At 65.4% G+C, this 23,467-nt stretch carries 22 protein-coding genes, 1 other RNA gene and 1 riboswitch; of the genes, 11 read left to right on the forward strand and 12 right to left on the reverse strand.

Annotated elements, in window-relative coordinates; all coding sequences use genetic code 11:
* Positions 1-223: 223 nt before the first annotated feature.
* Positions 224-4,171: an autotransporter outer membrane beta-barrel domain-containing protein gene (locus NCS03_RS03475; protein ID WP_250528761.1), complete on the forward strand. Its 3,948-nt coding sequence runs from the start codon at positions 224-226 to the stop codon at positions 4,169-4,171.
* A 19-nt stretch (positions 4,172-4,190) separates the two neighbouring features.
* On the opposite strand, the gene ilvD is transcribed toward NCS03_RS03475, so the two are convergent.
* A complete protein-coding gene (ilvD, locus tag NCS03_RS03480) occupies positions 4,191-5,864 on the reverse strand; it encodes a dihydroxy-acid dehydratase (RefSeq protein ID WP_008351111.1) in 1,674 nt (557 codons plus the stop codon).
* Between the two features lie 107 nt (positions 5,865-5,971).
* Between ilvD and NCS03_RS03485 the strand changes: the two genes are divergently transcribed.
* Positions 5,972-6,889 carry a LysR family transcriptional regulator gene (locus tag NCS03_RS03485; protein ID WP_250434011.1) on the forward strand — a complete coding sequence of 306 codons (918 nt, stop codon included), beginning with the start codon at positions 5,972-5,974 and terminating at the stop codon, positions 6,887-6,889.
* Positions 6,890-6,927: 38 nt separating this feature from the next.
* On the forward strand, positions 6,928-7,830 hold the full coding sequence (gene lgt / locus NCS03_RS03490) for a prolipoprotein diacylglyceryl transferase (protein WP_008351107.1): 903 nt from the start codon (positions 6,928-6,930) through the stop codon (positions 7,828-7,830).
* Between the two features lie 52 nt (positions 7,831-7,882).
* On the opposite strand, the gene NCS03_RS03495 is transcribed toward lgt, so the two are convergent.
* From NCS03_RS03495 to NCS03_RS03515, 5 genes are all read right to left on the reverse strand, one after another.
* Positions 7,883-8,611 (reverse strand): SIMPL domain-containing protein, encoded by a 729-nt coding sequence (locus tag NCS03_RS03495; protein WP_250528762.1) that lies wholly within the window; start codon positions 8,609-8,611, stop codon positions 7,883-7,885.
* 69 nt (positions 8,612-8,680) lie between these two features.
* Positions 8,681-9,139: an EVE domain-containing protein gene (locus tag NCS03_RS03500; protein WP_008351103.1), complete on the reverse strand. Its 459-nt coding sequence runs from the start codon at positions 9,137-9,139 to the stop codon at positions 8,681-8,683.
* A 79-nt stretch (positions 9,140-9,218) separates the two neighbouring features.
* Positions 9,219-9,400: non-coding RNA, 6S RNA (gene ssrS, locus NCS03_RS03505), on the reverse strand.
* 105 nt (positions 9,401-9,505) lie between these two features.
* Positions 9,506-9,820 carry a cell division protein ZapA gene (locus tag NCS03_RS03510; RefSeq protein WP_250528763.1) on the reverse strand — a complete coding sequence of 105 codons (315 nt, stop codon included), beginning with the start codon at positions 9,818-9,820 and terminating at the stop codon, positions 9,506-9,508.
* A complete protein-coding gene (locus NCS03_RS03515; protein ID WP_008351100.1) occupies positions 9,817-10,185 on the reverse strand; it encodes an ATPase in 369 nt (122 codons plus the stop codon). The genes NCS03_RS03510 and NCS03_RS03515 overlap by 4 nt, the downstream gene beginning before the upstream one ends.
* A 267-nt stretch (positions 10,186-10,452) precedes the next feature.
* Positions 10,453-10,750: riboswitch (cobalamin riboswitch) on the forward strand.
* Positions 10,751-10,831: 81 nt separating this feature from the next.
* Here NCS03_RS03515 and NCS03_RS03520 point away from each other — a divergent pair.
* The 6 genes from NCS03_RS03520 to NCS03_RS03545 are packed head-to-tail and all read left to right on the forward strand — an operon-like array spanning position 10,832 to position 16,888.
* A complete protein-coding gene (locus NCS03_RS03520) occupies positions 10,832-12,712 on the forward strand; it encodes a TonB-dependent receptor domain-containing protein (RefSeq protein WP_250528764.1) in 1,881 nt (626 codons plus the stop codon).
* The gene (locus tag NCS03_RS03525; protein WP_502801510.1) at positions 12,709-13,737 is read left to right on the forward strand and encodes a FecCD family ABC transporter permease; all 1,029 of its coding nucleotides are present in this window, start codon (positions 12,709-12,711) and stop codon (positions 13,735-13,737) included. Before NCS03_RS03520 ends, NCS03_RS03525 begins: the two co-directional genes overlap by 4 nt.
* Entirely contained in the window at positions 13,734-14,510 is a 777-nt protein-coding gene (locus NCS03_RS03530) for an ABC transporter ATP-binding protein (protein ID WP_175982795.1), read from the forward strand. The genes NCS03_RS03525 and NCS03_RS03530 overlap by 4 nt, the downstream gene beginning before the upstream one ends.
* An 11-nt stretch (positions 14,511-14,521) precedes the next feature.
* Positions 14,522-15,574: a nicotinate-nucleotide--dimethylbenzimidazole phosphoribosyltransferase gene (gene cobT, locus NCS03_RS03535; protein ID WP_250528765.1), complete on the forward strand. Its 1,053-nt coding sequence runs from the start codon at positions 14,522-14,524 to the stop codon at positions 15,572-15,574.
* 1 nt (position 15,575) lies between these two features.
* Positions 15,576-16,334, forward strand: a complete 759-nt coding sequence (locus NCS03_RS03540; RefSeq protein WP_250528766.1) for an adenosylcobinamide-GDP ribazoletransferase — start codon at positions 15,576-15,578, stop codon at positions 16,332-16,334.
* Positions 16,319-16,888, forward strand: coding sequence for a histidine phosphatase family protein (locus NCS03_RS03545; protein WP_008351088.1), 570 nt, complete (start codon positions 16,319-16,321; stop codon positions 16,886-16,888). Before NCS03_RS03540 ends, NCS03_RS03545 begins: the two co-directional genes overlap by 16 nt.
* On the opposite strand, the gene NCS03_RS03550 is transcribed toward NCS03_RS03545, so the two are convergent.
* From NCS03_RS03550 to cobU, 4 genes are read right to left on the reverse strand one after another with little or no spacing between them, the layout of a single operon-like run.
* On the reverse strand, positions 16,889-17,782 hold the full coding sequence (locus NCS03_RS03550) for a cobalamin-binding protein (protein ID WP_250528767.1): 894 nt from the start codon (positions 17,780-17,782) through the stop codon (positions 16,889-16,891). It lies immediately after the preceding gene.
* The gene (cobD, locus tag NCS03_RS03555) at positions 17,779-18,774 is read right to left on the reverse strand and encodes a threonine-phosphate decarboxylase CobD (RefSeq protein WP_250528768.1); all 996 of its coding nucleotides are present in this window, start codon (positions 18,772-18,774) and stop codon (positions 17,779-17,781) included. Before cobD ends, NCS03_RS03550 begins: the two co-directional genes overlap by 4 nt.
* A 5-nt stretch (positions 18,775-18,779) precedes the next feature.
* Positions 18,780-19,721 carry an adenosylcobinamide-phosphate synthase CbiB gene (gene cbiB / locus NCS03_RS03560; RefSeq protein WP_250434049.1) on the reverse strand — a complete coding sequence of 314 codons (942 nt, stop codon included), beginning with the start codon at positions 19,719-19,721 and terminating at the stop codon, positions 18,780-18,782.
* A gap of 4 nt (positions 19,722-19,725) precedes the next feature.
* Positions 19,726-20,274, reverse strand: a complete 549-nt coding sequence (gene cobU, locus NCS03_RS03565; protein ID WP_250528769.1) for a bifunctional adenosylcobinamide kinase/adenosylcobinamide-phosphate guanylyltransferase — start codon at positions 20,272-20,274, stop codon at positions 19,726-19,728.
* Between the two features lie 56 nt (positions 20,275-20,330).
* On the opposite strand from cobU, the gene NCS03_RS03570 reads away from it, so the two are divergent.
* Complete coding sequence (locus NCS03_RS03570) at positions 20,331-21,806, forward strand: cobyric acid synthase (protein WP_250501800.1); 1,476 nt, start codon at positions 20,331-20,333, stop codon at positions 21,804-21,806.
* Here NCS03_RS03570 and NCS03_RS03575 read toward each other — a convergent pair.
* Positions 21,800-22,219 carry a PaaI family thioesterase gene (locus tag NCS03_RS03575; protein ID WP_250528770.1) on the reverse strand — a complete coding sequence of 140 codons (420 nt, stop codon included), beginning with the start codon at positions 22,217-22,219 and terminating at the stop codon, positions 21,800-21,802. The two genes, NCS03_RS03570 and NCS03_RS03575, sit on opposite strands and share 7 nt — an antisense overlap.
* 177 nt (positions 22,220-22,396) lie before the next feature.
* On the opposite strand from NCS03_RS03575, the gene NCS03_RS03580 reads away from it, so the two are divergent.
* Positions 22,397-23,023, forward strand: a complete 627-nt coding sequence (locus NCS03_RS03580; protein WP_008351074.1) for a ParA family protein — start codon at positions 22,397-22,399, stop codon at positions 23,021-23,023.
* Between the two features lie 57 nt (positions 23,024-23,080).
* On the opposite strand, the gene panD is transcribed toward NCS03_RS03580, so the two are convergent.
* Complete coding sequence (panD, locus tag NCS03_RS03585) at positions 23,081-23,467, reverse strand: aspartate 1-decarboxylase (protein WP_008351073.1); 387 nt, start codon at positions 23,465-23,467, stop codon at positions 23,081-23,083.

Consider the following 23,467-nt stretch of genomic DNA (forward strand, 5'->3'; position numbering starts at 1 on the left):
CCCTGTTTCTCCAGTCGAACGCGCGCGTTCGATTGTTGCGCTATTTCTTTTGGCGAACTGATCATGTTCGCCTGCCACGCATATCGTTACAAAGAGGATGACGCCGGAATTCGACGGGCGTTTACCTATACTGCCAATGCTTCGACCAGATACAGCGATGAGCGCGTGACTCGCAGTCGTGATGCACGCCTTGGGACGTCGGTGGAACGGAGTCGTCCAGCGCATGAGCAAACAACGATATCGCGGGCGGGACCGGCAATTCTTTACTGAACGGCGTCCTCATTCCGCCGCCGTGCTCCTTCTTTTCGCGATGTCGGCGCACGCCGTCACGACACTCGGGCCAAGCTCGGCCACGCAGACGGTTTCCACCGACACGTCCTACCTGATCAAGCCCGGCACCGCGATCACGACCTCATCGGGCAACGCCATCAACGTCGAGGGCATTGCGCCCGTAACCATGTCGAACGCGGGTTCGATCATCAGTTCTACGGACAACATCGCGGCGGCAGTTGTGTTCGACGTGCCCGGATCGCTCGTCAATCAGGTGTCCGGCGCGGCGCTGGGCCATACGCACGGCATCCTCTTCAACAACAACGGTGCAGCCAACAATATCGTCAATCGCGGCGATGTCAGCGCGCGTATCAGCCATGCAATTACCTACTTGGGCGCGGCGAGCGGGACCGTCGACAACTTCGGAACGCTCAACGCCAACTCGGCGGTGACGGCCAGCACGGACGGCATTCTCCTCGGATCGACGGGCAACGTGACCGTGAACAATCACGCCGGGGCGGTCATCCGCTCGGGTATGGGCGATCACGATAACGGCAGCGGGATCCTCGTGAGTGCCGGAACGGCGCTGATTGGCAATGACGGACTCATCGATGCCTATCACGAAGGCATTCTCGGCAGAAGCCGCCTTCCCATGGAGGTACGCAATGGCGCCACGGGCGTGATCCGCAGCACGATCGGGGCGGGCGTGCGGCTCCAAAGCGGGAGCACGCTCGATAACGCCGGCGTCATTGCCAGCGGGTCGGAAACGGCCATTCTGCTATTCGGCCCGCACAACGTCGTGACGCTCGGCGCGGGTTCGCGGCTGATAAGCGGCAATGGCAACGCCATCACCAGCCAGAGCACAGACAATTCGATCATCCTGACGGGCACCAACACGGAGTCGGGGAACTTCTTCGCAAGTCCCGAACATGGCTTCATCCGGCTGAACCCGCGCGCGGGCAGCGACTGGACGCTCAACGGCACGGTGCTGATGGGCGGGACATCCTCAGCGGCGCTCGATGTCGAAGGCGCGCTGACGCTCGGCGGCGCGGTCATTCAGAACGGCGGCGGCACGACGGTAAGGTCTTCGGGCTCGCTCACGCTCGGCACGGGCGGCGCGGCCGGCATCGTGACGGGCAATGTCGTCAATGACGGCCTGCTTCGGTTCAATCGCAGCGACGCCTTTTCGTTCGACGGCGCGATAACGGGAACGGGCACGCTCGTGCAGGCGGGCAGCGGCACCGCCGCGCTGACAGCAGCGGGATCGTCGCAAGGCGCGGTAAACGTGCAAGCGGGCACGCTCGCGCTGAATCAGCCGGGCGCGTTCAATGCGGGCAGCTATGCGACGCAGCCTGGCGCGACGACCGCCATCGCCGCGGATTCGACGCTGAACGTCGCGACGAACTTCAGCCAGGCGCCGGGCGCAGCGCTGACGATCGCCATCGGACAGGCCCAGCCGATCATCACGGCGGCGAGCGCGAGTCTCGGCGGCGCGCTGAACGTGAGCGGCTTCGGCGCGAGCGCGCCGGATTCCGCGAGCGCGCTCACGAGCACGCGCTTTGACATCATCCATACGAGCGGCGGTATCGCAGGCGATTTCGCGAGCGTCGGGTTCGGCGGCACGGCGAGTCCCGTCGATTATCTGACGCTCGCCGGCGCGAAGACCAACAACGGGCTCGACTACGAAGTCGGCTTCGGCCTGCGCTGGCTCGCAGGCGCGGCACAGGGCGACGGCGCGTTCACGCTCGCAGGCGCGGCGGATACCTTCAATGCCGATGTCGCGCTCAACGACCAGACTGGCCGGTTCGCGAGCGGCTGGGACGGCCGGACGTTGACGAAGAAGGGCGCGGGCACGTTGATCCTGTCGGCGGCGAACGGCTATACCGGCGCGACACTGATCGATGCCGGCACGCTCGCCGCGGGCGCGCGCGACGTGATCGCGGGAAGTTCGCAGCTCGCGGTGGCGGCGGGCGCGACCTTCGATCTGCGCGGCTTCGATCAGCACGTCAGCGATCTCGCCGGCGCGGGCAATGTGACGCTCGCCGGCGGTGCGCTGAGCGTGAACAGCGCGGCCGATTCGACGTTCAGCGGCACGATCGGCGGCGCAGGCAGTTTGACGAAGAGCGGCGCGGCCACGCTGACGCTGAACGGCGACAACACGTTCACCGGCACGACGACGATCGCTTCGGGCGCGCTGCGGCTCGGCGCGGGCGGGACGACGGGCAGCGTCGCCGGGAACGTCGTCGATGACGGCGCGCTCGTCTTCGACCGCGCCGACAACGTGATCTTCCGCAACACGATCAGCGGCACGGGCGATGTCGTTCAGCAAGGCAGCGGCGTCGTCACGTTGACCAACGCGCAAACCTACAGCGGCGCCACGCGCGTCGATGCCGGCGCGCTGGTGTTGACCGACGGCGCGCGGCTCGCGAATACGTCTCAGGTAAGCGTGGCTCCGAGCGCGACCTTCGGCGGCTATGGCTCGGTGGGCGGCGCGGTGCTCAACAACGGCGTGCTGGCCATAGCCGATGCCGCGCCGGGTTTCGCGGGCGGTCCGGCGGGACAGTTCCTCATCGGCGGCGCGCTCACGAACAACGGCGAGATTCGCATGGCGAGCGCCGCGCCCGCGAGCACGCTGACCGTCGCGGGCGACTACACCGGCAACAACGGCCGGATGGCGCTCTCCACGGTGCTCGCGGGCGACGGATCGGCGACCGACAGACTTGTCGTACACGGCGGCACGGCGGGGCAGACGCGCGTCGCAATCGCAAATGCGGGCGGCGCGGGCGCGCAAACGGCGAACGGCATCGAGATCGTCCAGGTGGACGGGCAATCGAACGGCGTGTTCACGCTTGACGGCCGCGTGGTCGCGGGTCCGTACGAATACAGTCTGCGGCAAGGCGGCCTGGCGACGCCGGGCGATGGCGACTGGTATCTGCGTTCGGCGCCGACGCCGCGCCCGGAGCCGGGCGCTTACCTCGGCAATCAGCGCTCGGCCGAAACGATGTTCACGATGACACTGCACGATCGCGCAGGCTTCGCCGATTCCTACGCCGCGCTACCGCCGGACGCCGATAACGCGACGGCCTGGGCGCGCACGAGAGGCGCGCATACCGACAGCGACGCGGCCAGCGGGCGTATCGGCGAATCGACGGACATCGCGCTCGTGCAGGCGGGCATCGACCTGCTGCATCGGGTGTCGGACGGGCATCGCTGGCAGGCGGGCGTGATGGCGGGCTACGGCTCGTCCACCACCGATGCGACCGCGCAGAACAGTTCCGCGACCGCGCGCGGCAACGTCAACGGGGCGAGCGCGGGCGTCTACGCGACGTGGCGCGGCAATGCCTGGTCAGCCGATGGCCCGTACGTCGACACCTGGCTGCAGTACGCCCATTTCGACAACACCGTGAAGGGCGCGGATCTGCCGGGCGAGAATTATTCGAGCAGCGTGTGGGCGGGATCGCTCGAAGGCGGCTGGGCCTTTGCGCTCGGGCAGACATCGACGGGACCGGTGCTCGTCGAGCCGCAGCTTCAGTTGATCTACACGAACTATCACGCCGGCGATCACGTCGAGCACAACGGAACGGTGATTCACAGCGACGATGGCGGCGGATTCACGACGCGCGTCGGCGTGCGGATCTTTCACGCGCCAGGCTCGGCGGCGTCGCCCGGATGGCTGCCGTTCGCGGAAATCAACTGGTGGCACGACACGCAGCTTTCCTCGGTTTCGTTCAACGACGTGCGCGTGTCGCAGGACGGCCCGAGAAATCGCATGGAGTTCAAGCTCGGCGCGCAAGGCCAGATCGCGAAACAGTGGCGCGTGTGGGGCAATCTCGGCTATCAGCAAGGCGACGGCGGTTATCGGAGCTACGAAGGGCTGCTCGGCGCGCGCTACATCTGGTGACGCGCGCGCCGGTTGCGCGTCAACCCGTCACCGCGCCCTTGTTCGCCGGCCCCGCGAGCGCCGCGAATTTCGCCAGCACGCCGCGCGTGTACTTCGGCGCGGGCTGCTTCCACGCGGCGCGGCGGCGCGCGAGTTCGGCGTCATCCACGTTCAGTTGCAGAAGCAGCTTGTGCGCGTCGATGGTTATCGAATCGCCTTCCTGCACGAGCGCGATGGTGCCGCCCGCGAACGCTTCCGGCGCGACGTGGCCGACCACCATGCCCCAGGTGCCGCCCGAGAAACGCCCGTCGGTGATGAAGCCGACGGATTCGCCCAGCCCCTTGCCGATGATCGCCGATGTCGGCGCGAGCATCTCCGGCATGCCCGGACCGCCGACCGGCCCCAGATAGCGCAGCACGAGAATGTCGCCAGCTTTGATCTTGTCGCTGAGAATGGCGTCCATCGCGCTTTGCTCGTCGTCGAACACGCGCGCAGGACCCGTGATGACCGGATTCTTCAGGCCCGTGATCTTCGCGACCGCGCCGTCTTCCGCGAGATTCCCGCGCAGGATCGCGAGATGCCCTTCCTTGTAAAGCGCCTGCTCGATCGGGAAGATGACCTTTTGATCCGCGCGCGGCTTGCTCGGCACGTCCTTCAGTTCTTCGGCCATCGTGCGGCCGGTGATCGTGATGCAGTCGCCGTGCAAGAGACCCGCGTCGAGCAGGATCTTCAGCACTTGCGGAATGCCGCCGGCTTTGTGCAAGTCCGTCGCGACATATTGACCGGAAGGCTTCAGATCGCAGATGACCGGCACTTTCTTGCGCATGCGCTCGAAGTCGTCGATGCTCCATTCCACGTCCGCCGCGTGCGCGATGGCGAGATAGTGCAGCACGGCGTTCGTCGAGCCGCCCGTCGCCATGATGAGCGCCACCGCGTTCTCGATCGACTTCTTCGTGATGATGTCGCGCGGCTTCAGATCCCTCTTCACCGCTTCGACGAGTACGCGCGCCGATTCGGCCGCGGAATCGACCTTTTCCTGATCCGGATTCGCCATCGTCGACGAATACATCAGCGACATGCCGAGCGCCTCGAACGACGAGCTCATCGTGTTCGCCGTGTACATGCCGCCGCACGAGCCGGTCGACGGGCACGCGTTCTTCTCGACGCCCTTGAAATCCTCCTCCGACATGCGCCCCGCGGTGAACTCGCCGACCGCCTCGAAAGACGACACGATCGTCAGATCCTTGCCCTTCCAGTTGCCGGGGCGAATCGTGCCGCCATACACATAGATCGACGGCACGTTCATGCGCGCCATGCCGATCATGCCGCCCGGCATGTTCTTGTCGCAGCCGCCGATCACGACGACGCCGTCCATCCACTGGCCTTGCACGGCGGTCTCGACGCAGTCCGCGATTACCTCGCGCGACACGAGCGAGTACTTCATGCCTTCGGTGCCCATCGACATGCCGTCGGAGATCGTCGGCGTGCCGAAAATCTGCGGATTCGCATCGGATTTCCTGATCGATTCGACGGCGGCGTCCGCGAGGCGCTGCAAGCCCGCGTTGCACGGCGTGATCGTCGAGTGGCCATTGGCGACGCCGATCATCGGCTTGTCGAAGTCCTCCTCCTTGTAGCCGAGGGCGTAATACATCGAGCGATTGGGCGAGCGCGCGACGCCCTGAGTGATGTGCTTCGAGCGGCGATTGAAGGCCATGGTGTGCTCCTGAGGGGATGTTCTTGATTTGATGCAGCAAGAATGCAACCGCGCTATGTGTCTGTCCAATATATTATTCAGGGCTTACTAGGTCGCAAAACATATCAATGGAATTACGACTCCTGCGTTATTTCGTGACGGTCGCCGAAGAGATGCACTTCGGCCGTGCCGCCGCGCGCCTCGCGATGACGCAGCCGCCGCTCTCGCAGGCGATCCGCGCGCTGGAAGAATCGCTCGGGGTCGCGCTTTTCGTGCGCACGAAACGGACCGTGGAGCTGACGCCCGTCGGCAAGGATCTGTTGCCGGAAGTGCGCCGCCTGCTCGCATCCGCCGATGCGCTGCGTCCGCTCGCGCAATCGCTCGCGCGCGGCGAGGCGGGCGTGCTGTCGCTCGCGTTCGTCTCCACCGCCGATTACGGGCTTCTGCCGGCGCTGCTGCGCGATTACGGTGCGCGTCATCCCGGCGTGCGTCTGCAACTGACCGAAGCGACGAGCGACGTGCAGATCGACGAACTCGTCGCCGGGCGCGTCGATGCGGGCCTCGTCATTCCGCCGCTGCCGCCGCGTTACGCGTCGTCGCTCGAGTATGTGCCGATCGCGCGCGAGCCGCTGATGATCGCGATGTCCGAGAAGCAGGCGCAAGAGCTGAATTCGAGCGAAGGCGAGCCGGTCGACCTGCACGATCTCGCCGCCGCGCCGCTCGTCGTCTTTCCGAGGCGTCTCGCGCCCGGCTTGCACGACATCATCATGGGCTGCTATGGCGCGGCCGGGCTCACGCCGCGTATCGGGCAGGAGGCGATCCAGATGCAGACCATCGTGAGCCTCGTGTCCGCCGGCATGGGCGTCGCGCTCGTGCCGCAATCGCTGCGTCATCTAAGGCGCACGGGCGTCGTGTATCGTCCGCTTCTCGATCCCGGTCCTTTCGTGGAAACGGGGCTGGTATGGCGGATCGCGGAAGTGAGTCCGGTGCTCGCCGGGTTCATCGAAATCGTCCGTTCGAGGGCCGAAAGCGCCGGTTCTGTATGATTCGCCCCTGTAGCCCGCTTAAAGATTCCCACATCAGAATGCTCATACATCCCAATTTCGATCCCATCGCGATTCATCTCGGACCGCTCGCCGTGCGCTGGTACGGCCTCATGTACCTGGTGGCGTTCGTGTCGGCCATCGTCATCGGCCGGTTGCGGCTGCGGCTGCCTTATGTCGCCGCGCAAGGCTGGACCGTGAAGGACATCGACGACATGCTGTTCTACGGCGTGCTCGGCACGATTCTGGGCGGGCGCATCGGCTACGTGCTGTTTTACAAGGCCAGCTATTACGCCGCGCATCCGCTCGATATCTTCAAGGTATGGGAAGGCGGGATGTCGTTTCACGGCGGCTTTCTCGGCGTGACGCTCGCGATGGTGCTGTTCGCGTATCACCGCAAGCGCACGTGGCTGCAGGTGACGGATTTCGTCGCGCCGATGGTGCCGCTCGGTCTCGCGGCGGGGCGACTCGGCAATTTCATCAACGGCGAGCTGTGGGGCCGCGTGACGGACCCGAACGCGCCGTGGGCGATGCTCTTCCAGAACTCGACGAACGACGACGCCGTGTGGCTCTCGAAGAATCCGCAGCTCGACGCGCAGTATCACCTCACGGAAATTTTTCAGCGTTACCACATGCTGCCGCGTCATCCGTCGCAGTTGTACGAAATCGCGCTGGAAGGGCTCGTGTTGTTTATCGTGATCTGGACGTTCTCGCGCAAGCAGCGTCCGGTCGGCGCGATTTCGGCGCTGTTCCTGATCGGTTATGGACTCGCGCGCTTCACCGTGGAATTCGCGCGTGAGCCGGACGATTATCTCGGCTTGCTCGCGCTCAATCTCTCGATGGGCCAATGGCTTTCGCTGCCGATGATCGTCGCCGGCGTGGTAATGATGGTGTGGGCCTACAAGCGCAATCTGCGCCTGCCGCCCGAATCCGCAAAGGCTTGAGGAAAGAGCGGGGCGGTCGAACGCCGCCCCGCGTGAACACCGTGAACGGCGTTTAGCGTCCCATTTGTACGGAGCCGGAAACGTCGACGGTCACCGTGGTCGTGCCGGCTTCCATCGCGATCGGGGCCATCTTCGCATCGGCGCTCATCGCGCGCGATTGCATCATCATGACGGGACGCGGCTGCGCGCCGCTCCGTCCGACATTCACTTCCCGAATCGTGAAATTGTTGTAGCCGAAGCCTTGCGCGGCGCTTTGCGCCTGCTTGCGGAACGAATCGATGGCTTGCGAGACGAGCTTTTGCTCGGCCGCGCGCTGCGCTTCGGGCGACAGCGAGAACGCGACGCTACCCACTTGCATCGACGAACTCATCTTGCCCGCGAGCTTCGATGCCGCCGCGAAGTCATGCGATTCGAGCACGACTTCCGTGCGCCCGCGCCACGCGGAAATCTTGCCGTCGCGATCCGTCGACGGATAGACGGTGAACGAGCCGCTCTTCGCGGTCACGCCGTCGACACCTTTGGCTTCGCGTAACGCGGCCTCGGCGCGCTGATTGAGCGTGCTGGTCAGCGACGACGGATCGGCCGCTTCCTGTTCGTAGAAGAGCGTGATGTTGACGACATCCTGCGGCACTTGCGCGCTCGCTTGTGCGGAGAGCGAGAGCACGCCCGAGGGCTGTGGCTGCGTCATCACCGTCTGCGCAGCGGCGGTTTGAGACAACGTAAGCGCGGCACCGGACATCGCGAGCAGGGCGAAGGCGGCGGCGGTTTTCTTATTGAGCATCGAAGGACTCCGTGACATCGCGTACGTGCGACGGGATTTAGTCGCAGTCGTGAAGTCGTAAGTTCCTTGTTAGACGAGGTGCTCGGTAATAAATCGCCATTGCGCTTCGGTCACGGGCGTGATCGAGAGCCGGTTGCCGCGCGCGAGCACTTGCATGTCGGCAAGCTCTGGATGTTCGCGCAACGCGGCGAGCGATATGAGCGGCGTCTTCTTCACGAACTTCACGTCGACGAGCATCCAGCGCGGCGTTTCCTGCGTCGATTTCGGATCGTAGTAATCGCTCTTCGGATCGAATTGCGTGGGATCCGGATATGCCGTCGAGCACACTTTCGCGATGCCCGCGATGCCCGGCTCCGGGCAGCTCGAATGATAGAAGAGCACGCCGTCGCCGATCTGCATCTGATCGCGCATGAAGTTGCGCGCCTGATAGTTGCGTACGCCCGTCCACGGCAAGGTTTTTTTCGGCGCGTGCGCGAGATGATCGATGCTCGCTTCGTCCGGTTCGGACTTCATCAGCCAGTAGCGCATGGTCGTGTGCATGAATCGAAGAGCGAACGGCAGGGACAAACGAAAACGGCATCGGAAAAACCGATGCCGTTTCTTGAATGAGGTCCCCGCCACAGCCGCTAGGCCGGCATCCTGAACCTGGGTTCAAGATTGGTCGCGGTAAGCAACACTTCGGGTACATCGGACTAGCGACGCGCGCGCCCGTGCTGCAAGGTTCCGCAACCGTGCCAATGTAGCATTGGTTCAAGGAATATATGACCTTGGCGTACCAGGCAGGGAAACGTCACTCTACACCAATCGTTTGCCTTCTGCAGCCTCTTCACGCTACTTCGGCAGTTTCTTTTTTCGATTGACATTGCGCGCTGATTGACTCGACGCGCATCTGCCTTATTGCCCTTCGTGTTGCGCAATGACCGCGCCCAATTGCTCGTTCATCGAGTGCATCGTGCGGCGGATTTCTTCGGCGGGGAAGGCCTCGCCGTGACGCACGCTGTCCTGCAGCTTAAGCAATTCCGACGCCAGCGAAAGCGCCGCCATCACCGCGATGCGATCCGTGCCGCGCACGCTGCTTGCATTGCGCACTTTGTTCATTTCGGCGTCGACGCGCGCGACGGCTTCACGCAATGCGCCTTCGGTTTCCGGCGAGCACGCGAGACGATACGGCTGCCCGAGAATGGATACTTCGATCTGCGTGGTCGTCATGCCTTCTCTCCCTGATGATGCTCGCCGTGCAATTCCGTTTCATGTGCTTCCCGGGAATCGGCTTCGAGGAGATCGAGTTGATTGTCGGACTCGGCATGTTGCGCGGACTTGCCGCGCGGCAGCTTTTCGAGAATCGCGTTCAGGCGGATTTGCGCGTCGTCGATTTTCGCGGACAGCGAATCGCGTTCGGACTGCAGCGTATCGCGCTCTTCGCGCACTTGCGCGAGCTCGGCCTGCACGTTCGCATAGTCGGCGCGCAGCTGTTCGAGTTGTTCCTGCAGCGCTTGATGCGCCTGCTTGTGGCGCTCGCTGATCTGGATCAGCCGGCCGATGTTTCCTGACAGTGATTCGAGTTCGTTGAGCATGTGCTGCGTCCTCTAAAGACCTCGCATTTTAGCGCGGTTCAACGGAGCTTCCGATAAATGTCTCGTTTCGAGACGTAACAACACGCGATCTAGCGCTTAATCCTTCGAATCAAGCGCATGTCGCGATGCATTCGTGTGCAGAAAACGCGAGCGCCCCGCAACGCTCGTGATGACAGGCCGGCCGCTTCTCTTTCGCTTCTCGTTCGATTCGTCATGCGCCGCGCCAGTCTGCCCGCGCGGTTTTCTTGACGGCCCCGAACCGCGCTCCTACACTTGCCGCACTTTTGGTGCTCGCATCCGCGGATCTCGTGGATGCAGTCAAACGGGAAACAGGGAGCGAAGTCGCCGCAATCGACGACGAGCCAACCTGTGCTGCCCCCGCAACGGTAAGCGACCGCAACGCAAGTTGCAAGTCGTCTCATGCGCGATTTTGCCGCGCGAGCGTGTCGAAATTCGTCGCACGCGCGCGACTGCAAGAAACGTGTCGATGCCACTGCGCGCCATGCGCGGGAAGGCGAGACGATTGATCGCCAGCCCGGATACCGGCCGGAGTCCGACGCATCGGCGCGCATGGCGCGGTGCGTTCGTCGCGCATCGTCCTCGCGGGGAGCGGGGTCGCGCTCACGCGAAACGGAACACTTCACACATGGTATTGCCACTGGCCGCGCTCAGAAGCGGTCTCTCCCGTCATGGCGCGCTCGTTGCGGCCATCGGCGCCTTGCCGTTCGCCGGCGCTGCACAGGCGGCCCAGACGGAAGACAGCACGCAAACGCTTGCGCCCGTCGTCGTCACATCGACGCGCGCGCCGCAGCCGCTTGCCGAATCGATTCCGCAGACATCGCTTTTTGACGAGCAGGACATCGCCGATGCAAACGCAAGCGACGCGCTCGGACTCGTCGCGCTCGCGCCCGGCGTGCAGATCACGCGCAACGGCGGACCGGGCTCGAACTCGGGGCTTTTCATACGCGGTGCGGCGTCGTCGCAATCGCTCGTGCTGATCGACGGCGTGCGCGTCGAATCGGCGTCGCTCGGCGCGGCACAGCTATCGCAATTGATGCTCGACCAGATCGGGCGCGTCGAGGTCGTGAACGGCAACGTGTCGGCGCTCTATGGATCGAATGCGATTGGCGGCGTCGTGCAGATCTTCACGAAGGAAGGCGAGGCGCATCCGCCGCGCTTCAACTTCGAGGCCGAGTACGGCAGCTATCACACGCAGCGGCAATCGGCGGGCGTGAGCGGCGCGCTCGACAAGGACGGCCGCACGACCTTCAGCGTGAACGTCTCGCGCGAGAAAACCGACGGCTTCTCGTCGATCGATCCGGGAATCGCGCCCGGCGCCAATCCGAACGCGAACGGCTATCTGAACGAGAGCGTCGCGGCGACGCTGCGTCACGAGTTCAGCGACAAGTGGGACGCGGGCGTGCGCTTCCTGCAATCGAACGGCATCAACAGTTTCGACGATGCCTATGGCCAGCCGACCGATATCAACGAAACGCACGATCGCGTGCGCTCGGCGTCGGTGTTCGCGAACGGCCGCGTCACGGATACCTGGACGGCGCACTTCACGATCGCGCAGGGACAGGACCGCGCGAACATCGAGCAGAACGGCGTCTATACGAGCCGTTTCGATTCGGAGAACCGGCAATATACGTGGCAGAACGACGTGCGGATCAGCGACGCGCACAAGCTGCTCTTCGGCTACGAGCATCTCGATCAGACGCTCGATTCCGATCAGTTCAGCGCGCCCGACCGTCATGTGAATTCGATGTTCGCGGGTTACGTGGGGCACATCGGCGCGAACGAGTTGCAGGCGAATCTGCGCCGCGATCAGTATTCCGATTTCGGCGGCGCGAACAGCTACTATCTGGGCTACGCGTATAACTTCGACGCGCACTGGAAGGCGAGCGCGAGCTATTCGGCCTCGTTTCGCGCGCCGAGCTTCGACGATCTCTACTATCCGCTGAGCGGCAATCCGTCGATTCAGCCGGAGCGCAGTCATTCGGTCGAGGCGGCGTTGCAGTACGCATCGAATGCGCTCGGCGTGGTGCGCGTGACGCTTTTTCAGACGCGCTATTCGAATTTGATCGATTACGTGTCCGACGGCGGCTTCTACTATGTCGCGCAGAACGTCGGGCGCGCGAAGGTGCAGGGCATCGAGGGATCGTGGGCGGGGCACGTCGGCGCAACGGATGTGCGCGCGGGCGTCACGTTCCAGAATCCCGTCGACGAAACGAATCACGAGGATTTGACGCGGCGCGCGCGGCATTTCGCGACGCTGACGGCGCATCGCACGATCGGGCCGTGGCGCGTCGGTGGCGAATGGATCGTGAGCGGTCAACGCAGCGATTACGATTCGACGCTCGCGGGCTACGGCATCGTGAATCTGTCGGCGCGCTACGACATCTCGAAGTCGTGGTACGTCACGGCGCGCATCGACAACCTGTTCGACAAGGACTATGAACTTGCCTACTCGTACAACACGCCACGACGCGGCGCGTACATCACGTTGGGCTGGCATCCGTCGTGAGCCGCGTGGCTGAACGTCCGCGCGCGATGGACGCGAGCCGCGCCACCGCGATCTGGATCGCGCTCGGCGCAGCGACGCTCGTCGTGCTGGTCGCGTCGCTCACGATGGGCAGCGTCGCGTTGCCCGTATCGCGCGCGATCGGCGCGCTCTTTCACGCGCACTCGGCGACGCCCGATATCGCCGATGACATCGTGCTGACCTTGCGTCTGCCGCGCGCGCTCGCGGGCTTCGCGTCGGGCGCATTGCTCGCGTTCGCCGGCGCGCTGCTGCAAGTGCTGTTGCGCAATCCGCTGGCGGAACCGTACGTGCTCGGCGTATCCGGCGGCGCGGCAACCTTCGCGCTTGCCGCGATGCTCGGGTCGCTGCCGTGGTGGGGCGTCGATATCGCGGCTTGCGCGGGCGCGTTCGCATCGATCGTTCTGGTCCTCGGACTCGCGCGCAAGGACTTGTGGCAAAGCGGACAGGACGCATCGCCGAGGCTCTTGCTGACGGGTGTCGTGATCGCATCGGGATGGGGCGCGCTCATCACGCTGATCCTGAGCGTCGCGCCCGAGAACCGTTTGCGCGGCATGATCTTCTGGCTGACGGGCGATCTCAACGGCGCGGCGGCGCCATGGCCCGCGCTGATCGCGCTCGCCGTCGTGCTCGCGGTCATCGTTCCCGTCGCACCGCAACTGAACGTGCTCTTGCGCGGCGATACGACCGCGCGCGCGCTCGGCGTGCCGGTCGAGCGCTTGCGTCTGCGCGTGTATCTCGTCGCATCGATCGCGGCGGCGGCCGCCGTGACGACGGCGGGCACCATCGGCTTCGTCGGGCTCGTCGTGCCGCATCTGTTGCGCCTCGCGTTCGGCAACGATCAGCGCATGCTCGTGCCCGCCGCCGCGCTCGCGGGCGGACTCGCGGTGATGGCCGCCGATCTCGTCGCGCGCACGGTGATCGCGCCCGCGCAATTGCCGGTCGGCGTCGTCACGGCATTGATCGGCGTCCCGATGTTCCTGTGGATGCTGCTGCGGAGGCCGCGATGATTTTGCGGCTCGACGCCATCGTGCTTCGCGCGGGTAAGCGCACGCTCATCGACGGGCTCACGCAGTCGATCGAAGCGGGCGAAATGTGGTGCATCGCCGGGCCGAACGGCGCGGGCAAGACGACGCTCATCAACGTGCTCGCCGGGATTGCGAAAGCCGCATCGGGCAGCGTGTCGCTCGACGGCCGCGCGCTCGCGTCATGGCGCGCGACGGAACTCGCGCGCGCACGCGCTTTGATGCCGCAAGCCGCGCACGACGCCTTCAGCGCGAGCGTGCTCGATACCGTGCTGCTCAACCGCTTTCCGCATCTCACCGGCTGGGGCTGGGAGAGCGACGAGGATCGCGCCGCCGCGCACGCCGCGCTCGAAACGTTGGGTCTCGCATCGTTCGCGTCGCGCGACGTGCTGACGCTTTCCGGCGGCGAACGCCAGCGTGTCGCGCTCGCCGCCGTGCTGTGCCAGAACGCGTCGCTGCTGTTGCTCGACGAACCGCTTTCGCATCTCGACCTGCATCATCAGATCGATTGCCTGCACGCGTTGCGCGACGCGGCGCGCGCGCACAAGCGCACCGTAATCTTCTCGTGCCACGATCTGAATCTCGCGCGCCGTTTCGCGACGCACGCGCTTCTGCTCGACGGCAACGGCGGCGCTCATGCGGGACTCGTCGCCGACGTGCTCACGGCCGAACGCGCGAGCGCCGCATTCGGCTATCCGCTCGCGTTGATTCGCGATGGCGAGCACGAAGCGCTCGTGCCTTCCATCCCTCGCTCATGAAAGGAATTCCGATGTCCACGAATAACGGCATCCCGATGCCCCGCGCGCTCGACCGCGCCATCGAAGGCGAACTGCGCCGCATCATCGACACGAAGACGAAGCCGCCCGGCAGTCTCGGGCGGCTCGAAGACATTGCGCTGCAAATGGGCCTGATTCAACGCACGGCGAAGCCGCGCATCGAGCGTCCCGCGATGATCGTCTTCGCGGGCGATCACGGCATCGCGAAAGAGGGCGTGAGCTCGTATCCGCAGGAAGTGACCGCGCAGATGGTCGCGAATTTTCTGGCGGGCGGCGCTGCGATCAACGCGCTGTCGCGCTCGGTCGGCCTGACGCTCGAAGTCGTCGATGCGGGCGTCGCGACGCCGATTCCCATCGATCATGGATACGAGCGTCTGTCGCTCGGGCTCGGCACGCGCAACTTCGCGCACGAACGCGCGATGTCGCGCGAGACCGCGCTCGAAGGCATCGCGCGGGGCGCGGCGCGCGTGCGGCATCACGCGTCGCTCGGCACGAACGTGATCGGCTTCGGCGAAATGGGCATCGCGAATACGTCGGCGGCGGCATGTCTGATGAGCCGTCTGTGCGATCTGATGATCGACGAATGCGTCGGGCGCGGCACCGGTCTCGACGAGCGAGGACTCGCGCACAAGCGCGAGGTGCTGTCTAAAGCGCTCGCGCTGCATCGCGATGAAGGCGATGCGATCGACACGCTCGCGACCTTCGGCGGCTTCGAAATCGCGATGATGACGGGCGCGTATCTCGCCGCCGCGTGCGCGGGCATGACGATACTCGTCGATGGTTTCATCGCGACTTCCGCGTTGCTGGTTGCATCGAAGATCGCGCCTGACGTGCTCGACTATTGCGTGTTCGCGCATGCATCGAACGAGACGGGGCATCGCCGGATGCTCGCGCATTTCGGTGCCGCGCCGCTGCTGCAACTCGAGTTGCGTCTGGGCGAAGGCACGGGCGCGGCGCTCGCGTTGCCGATCCTGCGCGCGGCCGTCGCGTTCGTCGACGAAATGGCGAGCTTCGAGTCGGCGGGCGTCTCGAATAAAGCCGACTGAGATGCGCCCACTTGACGAACTGCGCTATTTCTTCACCGCGCTCGGCTATTTCACGCGCGTGCCGGTGCCGCGCTGGGTCGGCTTCGAGCGCGACTATCTGAACGCGGCGGCGCGCTATTTTCCGCTCGTCGGCGCGATGGTCGGCGGCGTCGCGGCGCTGGTGTATCTCGCGGCGTTGCGCGTGTTTCCGGCGGGCATCGCGGTGCTGCTTTCGATGGCCGCGACGCTCGTCTTGACCGGCGCGTTTCACGAAGACGGACTCGCCGATTGCGTCGATGCCTTCGGCGGCGCATACACGCGCGAGGACGCGTTACGCATCATGCACGACTCGCGCATCGGCGCGTTCGGCGCGATTGCGTTGATGATCGCGCTCGCGCTGAAATGGCAGACGCTCGCCGCATTGCCGCCGCAACGCGTCGCGTGGACGATGATCGCCGCGCACGCCGCGAGCCGCGCGTTCGCAATCAGCTATCTCGTCACGCTCGATTACGTGCGCGCCGAAGGCAAGGCGAAGCCGGTCGCGCAGCGCATGAGCGTGTCGTCGTTCGCGCTGGCGCTCGCGTTCGGCCTGCCGTGGCTCTTCGTGACCGACTGGAAGCTCGCGTGCGTGACGATCGTCGCGCTGATGGTTCTGCGCTTGTTCATCGGACGGTACTTCGTGCGGCGCATTGGCGGTTACACGGGCGATTGCCTCGGTTTCGCGCAGCAAGCGTTCGAGATCGCGATCTATCTCATAGGGCTCGCATGGATCTCGTCCTGATCCGGCATCCGGAAGTCGCCGTCGATGCGGGCGTTTGCTACGGGCAAACCGATGTGCCTTTGCAGCGCGATGCGCGCGAATCGGCGAGCGCGTTGACGGCGCGCATGAAGGCGCTGAACGTGCCCCCATGCGTCGATGGATGGCACGCGAGTCCGCTCGTGCGTTGCGCTTCGATCGCGCGTGCGCTGGGCGGCGACGTTCATCCCGACGCACGTCTGGCCGAAATGCACTTCGGCGCGTGGGAAGGGCGCGCGTGGGACGCGATCGATCGCGCGCTGATCGATGCATGGGCCGACGATATCGCCCATGCGCGTCCGCACGGCGGCGAGAGTCTCGCGCAGTTCGCGCATCGCGTGATCGCGTGGTTCGATGCGACGTGTGTCGATGAACGGGCCGTGCATGTCGTCGCGCATGCGGGCGTCGTGCGCGTGCTTGCTGCGCATCTGCTCGGCGTCGCGCGTGAATCGGCGTTGCAATGGCCGCTCGATTTCGGCGGGATCGCGTGGTTCAGGCGCGTGCGCGGGCAGTGGCTGCTTGTGCGGTGGAACGCCTGACTACTTCGTCCTCCGCTCGCGCGCGATTTCCAAATCGCGGCACAGCTCATCCGCGCCCAGCGCAAGCCGCGGCGTCGGCCGATTGATCAGATCGCCGTCGATGCCGAAGAGATTGCCGCGCGCCACCGCCGTCATCGATGTCCAGCGCCGCCATCTTTCGAGCGCGGGCAACGGGCGATCGGGCTTCGTCGCGCCGGGTGTCGCCGTGACGATCGCTTCCGGATTCGCCGCGAGCACGGCTTCGGTCGATATCGTCGGCACGCGCGGTTTCTCGGCTGCGAACACGTTCGCGCCGCCGCACAAGCCGATCACTTCGTCGAAAACGTTGTCGCGATTGAGCGTCATCAACGGATCGTCCCACACCTGATAGAACACGCTCACGCGCGGCCGTTCCGCGTAACGCGCACGCAATCGCGCAATCTCGCGCATGAAGGCATCGGACGCGGCGCGTGCCTCATTCTGCGTGCCGAGCAGCGCGCCCAGCTTGCCGATGCTCGCCGCGATATCGTCGAGATGCTTCGGCTCGCTGAAATAGATCGGCACGCCGAGCGCCTGCAGTCGATCCAGCTGACGCGCCGCATTTCCATGCCGCCACACGACGATCAGATCCGGATGCAACGCGACGATGCGTTCGAGATCGAGCGCCTTGTTGTCGCCGACGCGGGCAATCGCCTGCGCCTCTTTCGGATAATCGCTATACGTCACCGCGCCGACGACGCGCGCGCCGCCGCCCGCCGCGAACAGCAACTCGGTGACATGCGGCGCGAGACTGACGACACGTTCGGCGGGCTTCGCGAGCGTGACGGACGCGCCGCTGTCATCGACGACGGTGATCGCATGCGCTTGCGTCACCGCGAAGCCGATCAGCAGGGCAATCGCACGGCGCAACCTCACGCGCAAATCTCCCGCAGCGCGAGCGACAGGCGCGCCCAGTCGCCTTCCGCGCCTGGCAATCCGATGCGCAGGCTCGGCGTCATGCCGGGCAGATCGAAAAGACGCGTCCAGATGCCGCGCAACGCGAGCGCGTGTTGCAGTTCGGGCGCTTTCGGCGTCGCTGTCCACGCGAAAAGCGGCGTCGCGCGCACGTCGAAACCGTAGATCGCGATCGATGCGGCAAGGCGCGCGCCATCGCGATGCAGACGCTCGCGCATTTCGCGCTGCCACGCGATATCGGCGAAAGCGGCGACGACCGCATGTCGCGCCGGGCCGCTCACGGTCCATGCGCCGAGCGCGTCGCGCAACGCGTCGGCGAGCGCGGGCGCGGCCAGCACGAAACCCGCGCGAATGCCCGCGAGCCCGAAAAACTTGCCGACCGAGCGCAGCACGACGAGCCCGTCGTGCGCCGTCTCGCTCGCCAGCGACGATGCGGGATCGGTATCGGCGAACGCTTCATCGACGATCAGCGTGCCGCCGCGCGAGGCGAGCTGTTCGTGCCAGGAAAGCAGCGTGTCGGGCGCGACGCGCTCGGCCGTCGGATTGTTCGGATTGGCGACGATGACGTGATCGAACGTAGCGGGCAAATTGTGCTTCGTGATGTCGAGCGTGGCGATCGCGTGGCCCGCGCGTGCGAACGCGGGCGCGTATTCGCCGTACGTGAGCGGCGCGACGGCCGCCGTGCCGCGACGCAAAAGCGCGGGCAACGCGCGTATCGCCGCCTGCGATCCCGCCACCGGCAACGCGAGCGGCGCGCCGTAGTAGCGCGCGGCGTCTTCGGCGAGGCCGTCGTCGTCTTCGGGCAGGCGCCGCCACGCATCGGGCGCGACGGGCGGCACCGGATAGCCGTGCGGATTGATGCCGGTCGACAGATCGAGCCAGTCATCGAGAGATATCGCGTAGCGGCGCGCGGCCTCGCGCAGATTGCCGCCGTGCCGGATGGATTGCGTCATGTCAGTCAGCCACTCGTCGTTACGCTCAGAACCGCGATCATCAATAGCACCGCGAGCCACATCAATGTCGCGCGCTCGACGAGCCGCAACGCCGCGACGACATGCTTCGCCGTCGCCGGATGGCCCGCGCCGAGCGTTGGACGCGTTTCGAGCACGCCGTGATACACCGCCGCGCCGCCGATCAGCACGTTGAGACTGCCGGCCCCCGAGGCCATCACCGGACCCGCGTTCGGGCTGTCCCACGAGCGCGCCTGCGTGCGCCAGCAGTGCCACGCCATGTGCGTGTCGCCGGCGAGCGCGTAGGTCGCGGCCGTGAGGCGCGCGGGGATGAAGTTGAGCACATCGTCGAAGCGCGCGGCCGCCCAGCCGAAACGCAGAAAGCGCGGCGTGCGATAACCCCACATCGCGTCGAGCGTGTTGGCGAGGCGGAACATCAGCGCGCCGGGGCCGCCCGCGACCGCGAACCAGAAGAGCGCGCCGAAGATCGCATCGTTGCCGTTTTCCAGCGCCGATTCGACCGCCGCGCGCGAGAGCGCGTTTTCATCGGCTTGGGATGTATCGCGCGACACGATGCGCGACGTCAGCACGCGCGCGTGATCGATATCGCCGAAACTCAACGCGCGAGCGATCGGCGCGATGTGCTGGCGCAGGCTTTTCGCGCCGAGCGCGAACCAGAGCAGCAGAACATGCACGAGACACGCATACGCGAACGGCAGCGCGCCGACCAGAAACCACGCGATGCCGACCGGCGGCGCGACCAGCGCGAACCACGCGAGAATGCCCGCCGGCCGCGCGCGAAAGCCGGTGTTCACGCGCGCTTCGAGCTTCGTCGCGAGATTGCCGAAGCCGACGAGCGGATGCCGCGCGCGCGGCTCGCCGAAGATGCGATCGACGATCACGCCGAGCACGGCGAGAAGCGCCATTGCGTAGGCGGAGAGAAGGAGCATTGCGCTAACCCTTGAGCGCGAGCGGAAGGCCCGCGACCATCAGCGTCGCGCGTGTGCTCGCGGCCGCGACGCGCTGATTCAGCCGGCCGAGTTCATCGACATAAAGACGCGTGACGGAGCCGAGCGGCACGACGCCCAGCCCGATTTCGTTGCTCACGACGATCACTTTGCCTTTCGTCTGCCCGAGCGCCGCGTCGAATTGCGCGAAGGCATCGCGGGTGCTGTCGGGCAGAACGGCGATTTCGTCGCTCATCGCTTCTTTCGAAAAAAGCAGATTCGCGAGCCACAGCGTCAGGCAGTCGATCAGCACGCAATGTCCCGCGCGATCCGCTTCGCGCAACGCGCCCGCGAGATCGAGCGGCGCTTCGACGAGCGTCCAGTGTGCGGGCCGGCGCCCGCGATGCAGCTTCACGCGTTCGGCGAACTCCGCGTCGCCGACGCGCGCAGTCGCGATATACGTCACGGGCAGGCCGCTTTCGGCGGCGAGCCGTTCGGCGTGCGCGCTCTTGCCGGAGCGTGCGCCGCCGAGGATGAAAGTGAGGTCGGGGGTCATCGCGATATTGTACTGACGGGCTAAGATAACGCGTCGCTCTTCATGGGAATCCTCCGATGCCATTCACGCCACGCGGCACGCTGATGATCCAGGGCACGACGTCCGATGCCGGCAAAAGCACGCTCGTCGCCGGATTGTGCCGCCTCGCCCGGCGCGGCGGCGTGCGCGTCGCGCCGTTCAAGCCGCAGAACATGGCGCTCAATAGCGCAGTGACCGTCGATGGCGGCGAGATCGGCCGCGCGCAGGCGCTTCAGGCGATCGCGGCGGGCGTCGATGCGCGCATCGACTTCAATCCGGTCCTGCTCAAGCCGACGAGCGATCGCGGCGCGCAGGTCATCATCCACGGTCACGCGCACGCGAACCTCGACGCGCGCGCGTATCACGCGTATAAGCGCATCGCGTTCGACGCCGTGCTCGCGTCGTACGACCGCTTGCAGAAGGACTTCGACGCGGTGATCGTCGAAGGCGCGGGCAGTCCCGCCGAAATCAATCTGCGCGACGGCGATATCGCCAACATGGGCTTCGCGGAGCGCGTCGATTGCCCGGTCGTGCTCGTCGCCGATATCGATCGCGGCGGCGTGTTCGCGCATCTCGTCGGCACGCTCGCGTGTTTGTCGGAGAGCGAAAGGGCGCGCGTTCGCGGCTTCGTCATCAACCGGTTTCGCGGGGATATCGGCTTGTTGAAGCCGGGGCTCGACTGGCTGGAAGCGCAGACGGGCAAGCCGGTGTTCGGCGTGCTGCCGTATCTGCACGGCCTGACGCTCGACGCCGAGGACATGCTGCCGAGCCAGCCGCACACGCGGGGCGATGCACCCGCGCTGAAGGTGATCGTGCCGGCGCTGCCGCGCATCAGCAATCACACGGATTTCGATGCGCTGCGGGCGCATCGACAGATCGACTTCAGCTATGTGCGCGCGGGCGTTGCGCCGCCGCCCGCCGATCTGATCGTGCTGCCCGGTTCGAAGAGCGTGCAGCGCGATCTCGCATGGCTGCGCGAAAACGGCTGGGATCGCGCGATCGAACGGCATCTGCGATACGGCGGCAAGGTGCTCGGCATATGCGGCGGCATGCAGATGCTCGGACGCGAGATCGACGATCCCGATGGCGTCGAAGGCGCGGCGGGGTGCGTGGGCGGGCTCGGGCTGCTCGATCTCTCGACCGTGCTAACGCCGCAGAAGCAACTGGAGAATGTCACCGGACGGTTGACCATCGGCGATGCCAAAGCGCCCGTGCGCGGCTATGAAATCCACATGGGCCGCACGCGCGGACCGGCGCTCGCGCGGCCGCTGGTCGCGCTGGACGGCGGGCGTGTCGACGGCGCGGTATCGGATGACGGCCAGATCGCCGCGACGTATCTGCACGGCGTTTTCGACACGCCCGAAGCCTGCGCCGCGCTGCTCGCATGGGCGGGCGTAAAAGACGCCGAGCCGCTCGATTATCCGGCGCTGCGCGAGGCGTCGCTGGATCGCCTCGCCGATTCGTTCGCGCAGTCGCTCGATCTGGACGCGCTACAAGCTGCCTTCGGTCAATAAAGAACCATCTGCGTGCAGCGGAACATGGCGATCAGCTTGCCGTCGCCGTTCGTGACCGTCGCGTCCCACACCTGCGTGCTGCGCCCGAGGTGCACGGCCGTCGCCTTCGCGACGATCCTGCCTTCGCGCGCCGTCGAGACGTGGTTGCTCTTCAGTTCGAGCGTCGTGAAGTTCTGCGCCTTCTCCGGCAAATGCGCGATGCACGCGTAGCCGCAACACGTATCCGCGAGGCCGACGACCGTCGCCGCATGCAGAAAGCCATTCGGCGCGAGCAATTCCGGGCGGATCGTGAGTTCGCCGCTCAACTGGCCCTGATCGAGCGAGATCAGTTGCACGCCGAGCAGCTCGGGCAGGCGGCCTTTCTGGCGATTGCGAAGAAAATCGAGCGTGACATCGGGGCGAAGGGGCGTCATGAGCGTTCGGTCGGTTGAAATGGAGGAAGGCGTACGGCCGTTCGGGAGAGATGCCGGCCGCGCGAGTTTTGCCGATAATATCAACGCTCGAAATCATGCACCTGTTCTAGTCAAGACGAAATCGTGCGCGGCGCGGAAACACTGCGCGAGCGCGCCCAACAAAATCCAGGACACTTCATGACCGTGATCGTGGTGGCAAATCCTAAAGGCGGCGTCGGCAAAAGCACGCTCGCAACCAATCTGGCCGGCTATTTCGCGGCGCAAGGCGAATGGGTCGCGCTCGCGGATCTCGACAAGCAGCGCTCGTCGCACGCGTGGCTTTCGCTGCGCGTCGATATGCTGCCGAAGATCGAGGAATGGGCCGTCGACGTCGATTCTCCCGCGAAGCCGCCCAAAGGTCTGGAGAAAGCCGTCGTCGATACGCCCGCCGGCGTGCACGGCAACCGCCTGTCGCTCGCGCTGGATCTCGCCGATAAAGTGATCGTGCCGCTCCAGCCGTCGATGTTCGACATCCTCGCGACGCAGGACTTTCTCACGCGGCTATCGAAGGAGAAGGCGGTGAGGAAGGGCGCGATTCAGGTCGGCGTGGTCGGCATGCGCGTCGATGCACGCACGCGCTCGGCCGAACAGTTGCATCGTTTCGTCGAAGGACTCGATTTGCCGGTGCTCGGCTTCTTGCGCGATACGCAGAACTACGTGCAGCTCGCCGCGCACGGCCTCACGATCTGGGACGTGGCCAAAAGCCGCGTCGAAAAGGATCTGGAGCAGTGGGAGCCGATCATCGACTGGGTGTCGAAGAAATGAAAAAAGCCGGCGTCCGTTGAGGAACGCCGGCTTCGTCGGACGAAAACCGCCCGGAAATCAGGTCCAGTTCTGCGTCGGGACGTGATCGCGGCTGCCCTTGATGCGATTGTCCTCGTCGACGAACACGAGGTTCGGCTTCCAGCCCGCCTTGATCTCTTCCTCGTCGACTTGCGCGAACGCCGCGATGATGACGAGATCGCCGAGTTGCGCGCGGCGCGCCGCCGAGCCGTTCAGCGAAATCATGCCGCTGCCGCGCTCGCCCTTGATCGCGTACGTGGTCAGGCGCTCGCCGTTGTTCACGTTCCAGATGTCGATCTGCTCGTTTTCCATCAGGTTCGCGGCGTCGAGCAGGTCTTCGTCGATCGCGCACGAGCCTTCGTAATGCAATTCGCAATGCGTGACCGTCGCGCGGTGAATCTTCGATTTCAACAAGGTGCGCTGCAT

Origin of the sequence: Caballeronia sp. ATUFL_F1_KS4A (assembly GCF_023630905.1) — a bacterium.
In the GTDB taxonomy this organism is placed as follows: domain Bacteria; phylum Pseudomonadota; class Gammaproteobacteria; order Burkholderiales; family Burkholderiaceae; genus Caballeronia; species Caballeronia zhejiangensis.

What these genes read in the sequence shown, in the direction of transcription:
- NCS03_RS03520 (WP_250528764.1), top strand. Translation starts at nt 10,832, where the DNA reads ATGGTATTGCCACTGGCCGCGCTCAGAAGCGGTCTCTCCCGTCATGGC.
- NCS03_RS03580 (WP_008351074.1), top strand. Translation starts at nt 22,397, where the DNA reads ATGACCGTGATCGTGGTGGCAAATCCTAAAGGCGGCGTCGGCAAAAGC.
- panD (WP_008351073.1), bottom strand. Translation starts at nt 23,467, where the DNA reads ATGCAGCGCACCTTGTTGAAATCGAAGATTCACCGCGCGACGGTCACG.
- cobT (WP_250528765.1), top strand. Translation starts at nt 14,522, where the DNA reads ATGTCCACGAATAACGGCATCCCGATGCCCCGCGCGCTCGACCGCGCC.
- NCS03_RS03475 (WP_250528761.1), top strand. Translation starts at nt 224, where the DNA reads ATGAGCAAACAACGATATCGCGGGCGGGACCGGCAATTCTTTACTGAA.
- NCS03_RS03495 (WP_250528762.1), bottom strand. Translation starts at nt 8,611, where the DNA reads ATGCTCAATAAGAAAACCGCCGCCGCCTTCGCCCTGCTCGCGATGTCC.
- NCS03_RS03510 (WP_250528763.1), bottom strand. Translation starts at nt 9,820, where the DNA reads ATGACGACCACGCAGATCGAAGTATCCATTCTCGGGCAGCCGTATCGT.
- NCS03_RS03540 (WP_250528766.1), top strand. Translation starts at nt 15,576, where the DNA reads ATGCGCCCACTTGACGAACTGCGCTATTTCTTCACCGCGCTCGGCTAT.
- cbiB (WP_250434049.1), bottom strand. Translation starts at nt 19,721, where the DNA reads ATGCTCCTTCTCTCCGCCTACGCAATGGCGCTTCTCGCCGTGCTCGGC.
- NCS03_RS03545 (WP_008351088.1), top strand. Translation starts at nt 16,319, where the DNA reads ATGGATCTCGTCCTGATCCGGCATCCGGAAGTCGCCGTCGATGCGGGC.
- NCS03_RS03515 (WP_008351100.1), bottom strand. Translation starts at nt 10,185, where the DNA reads ATGCTCAACGAACTCGAATCACTGTCAGGAAACATCGGCCGGCTGATC.
- lgt (WP_008351107.1), top strand. Translation starts at nt 6,928, where the DNA reads ATGCTCATACATCCCAATTTCGATCCCATCGCGATTCATCTCGGACCG.
- NCS03_RS03530 (WP_175982795.1), top strand. Translation starts at nt 13,734, where the DNA reads ATGATTTTGCGGCTCGACGCCATCGTGCTTCGCGCGGGTAAGCGCACG.
- NCS03_RS03485 (WP_250434011.1), top strand. Translation starts at nt 5,972, where the DNA reads ATGGAATTACGACTCCTGCGTTATTTCGTGACGGTCGCCGAAGAGATG.
- cobD (WP_250528768.1), bottom strand. Translation starts at nt 18,774, where the DNA reads ATGACGCAATCCATCCGGCACGGCGGCAATCTGCGCGAGGCCGCGCGC.
- NCS03_RS03500 (WP_008351103.1), bottom strand. Translation starts at nt 9,139, where the DNA reads ATGCGCTACTGGCTGATGAAGTCCGAACCGGACGAAGCGAGCATCGAT.
- NCS03_RS03570 (WP_250501800.1), top strand. Translation starts at nt 20,331, where the DNA reads ATGCCATTCACGCCACGCGGCACGCTGATGATCCAGGGCACGACGTCC.
- cobU (WP_250528769.1), bottom strand. Translation starts at nt 20,274, where the DNA reads ATGACCCCCGACCTCACTTTCATCCTCGGCGGCGCACGCTCCGGCAAG.
- ilvD (WP_008351111.1), bottom strand. Translation starts at nt 5,864, where the DNA reads ATGGCCTTCAATCGCCGCTCGAAGCACATCACTCAGGGCGTCGCGCGC.
- NCS03_RS03575 (WP_250528770.1), bottom strand. Translation starts at nt 22,219, where the DNA reads ATGACGCCCCTTCGCCCCGATGTCACGCTCGATTTTCTTCGCAATCGC.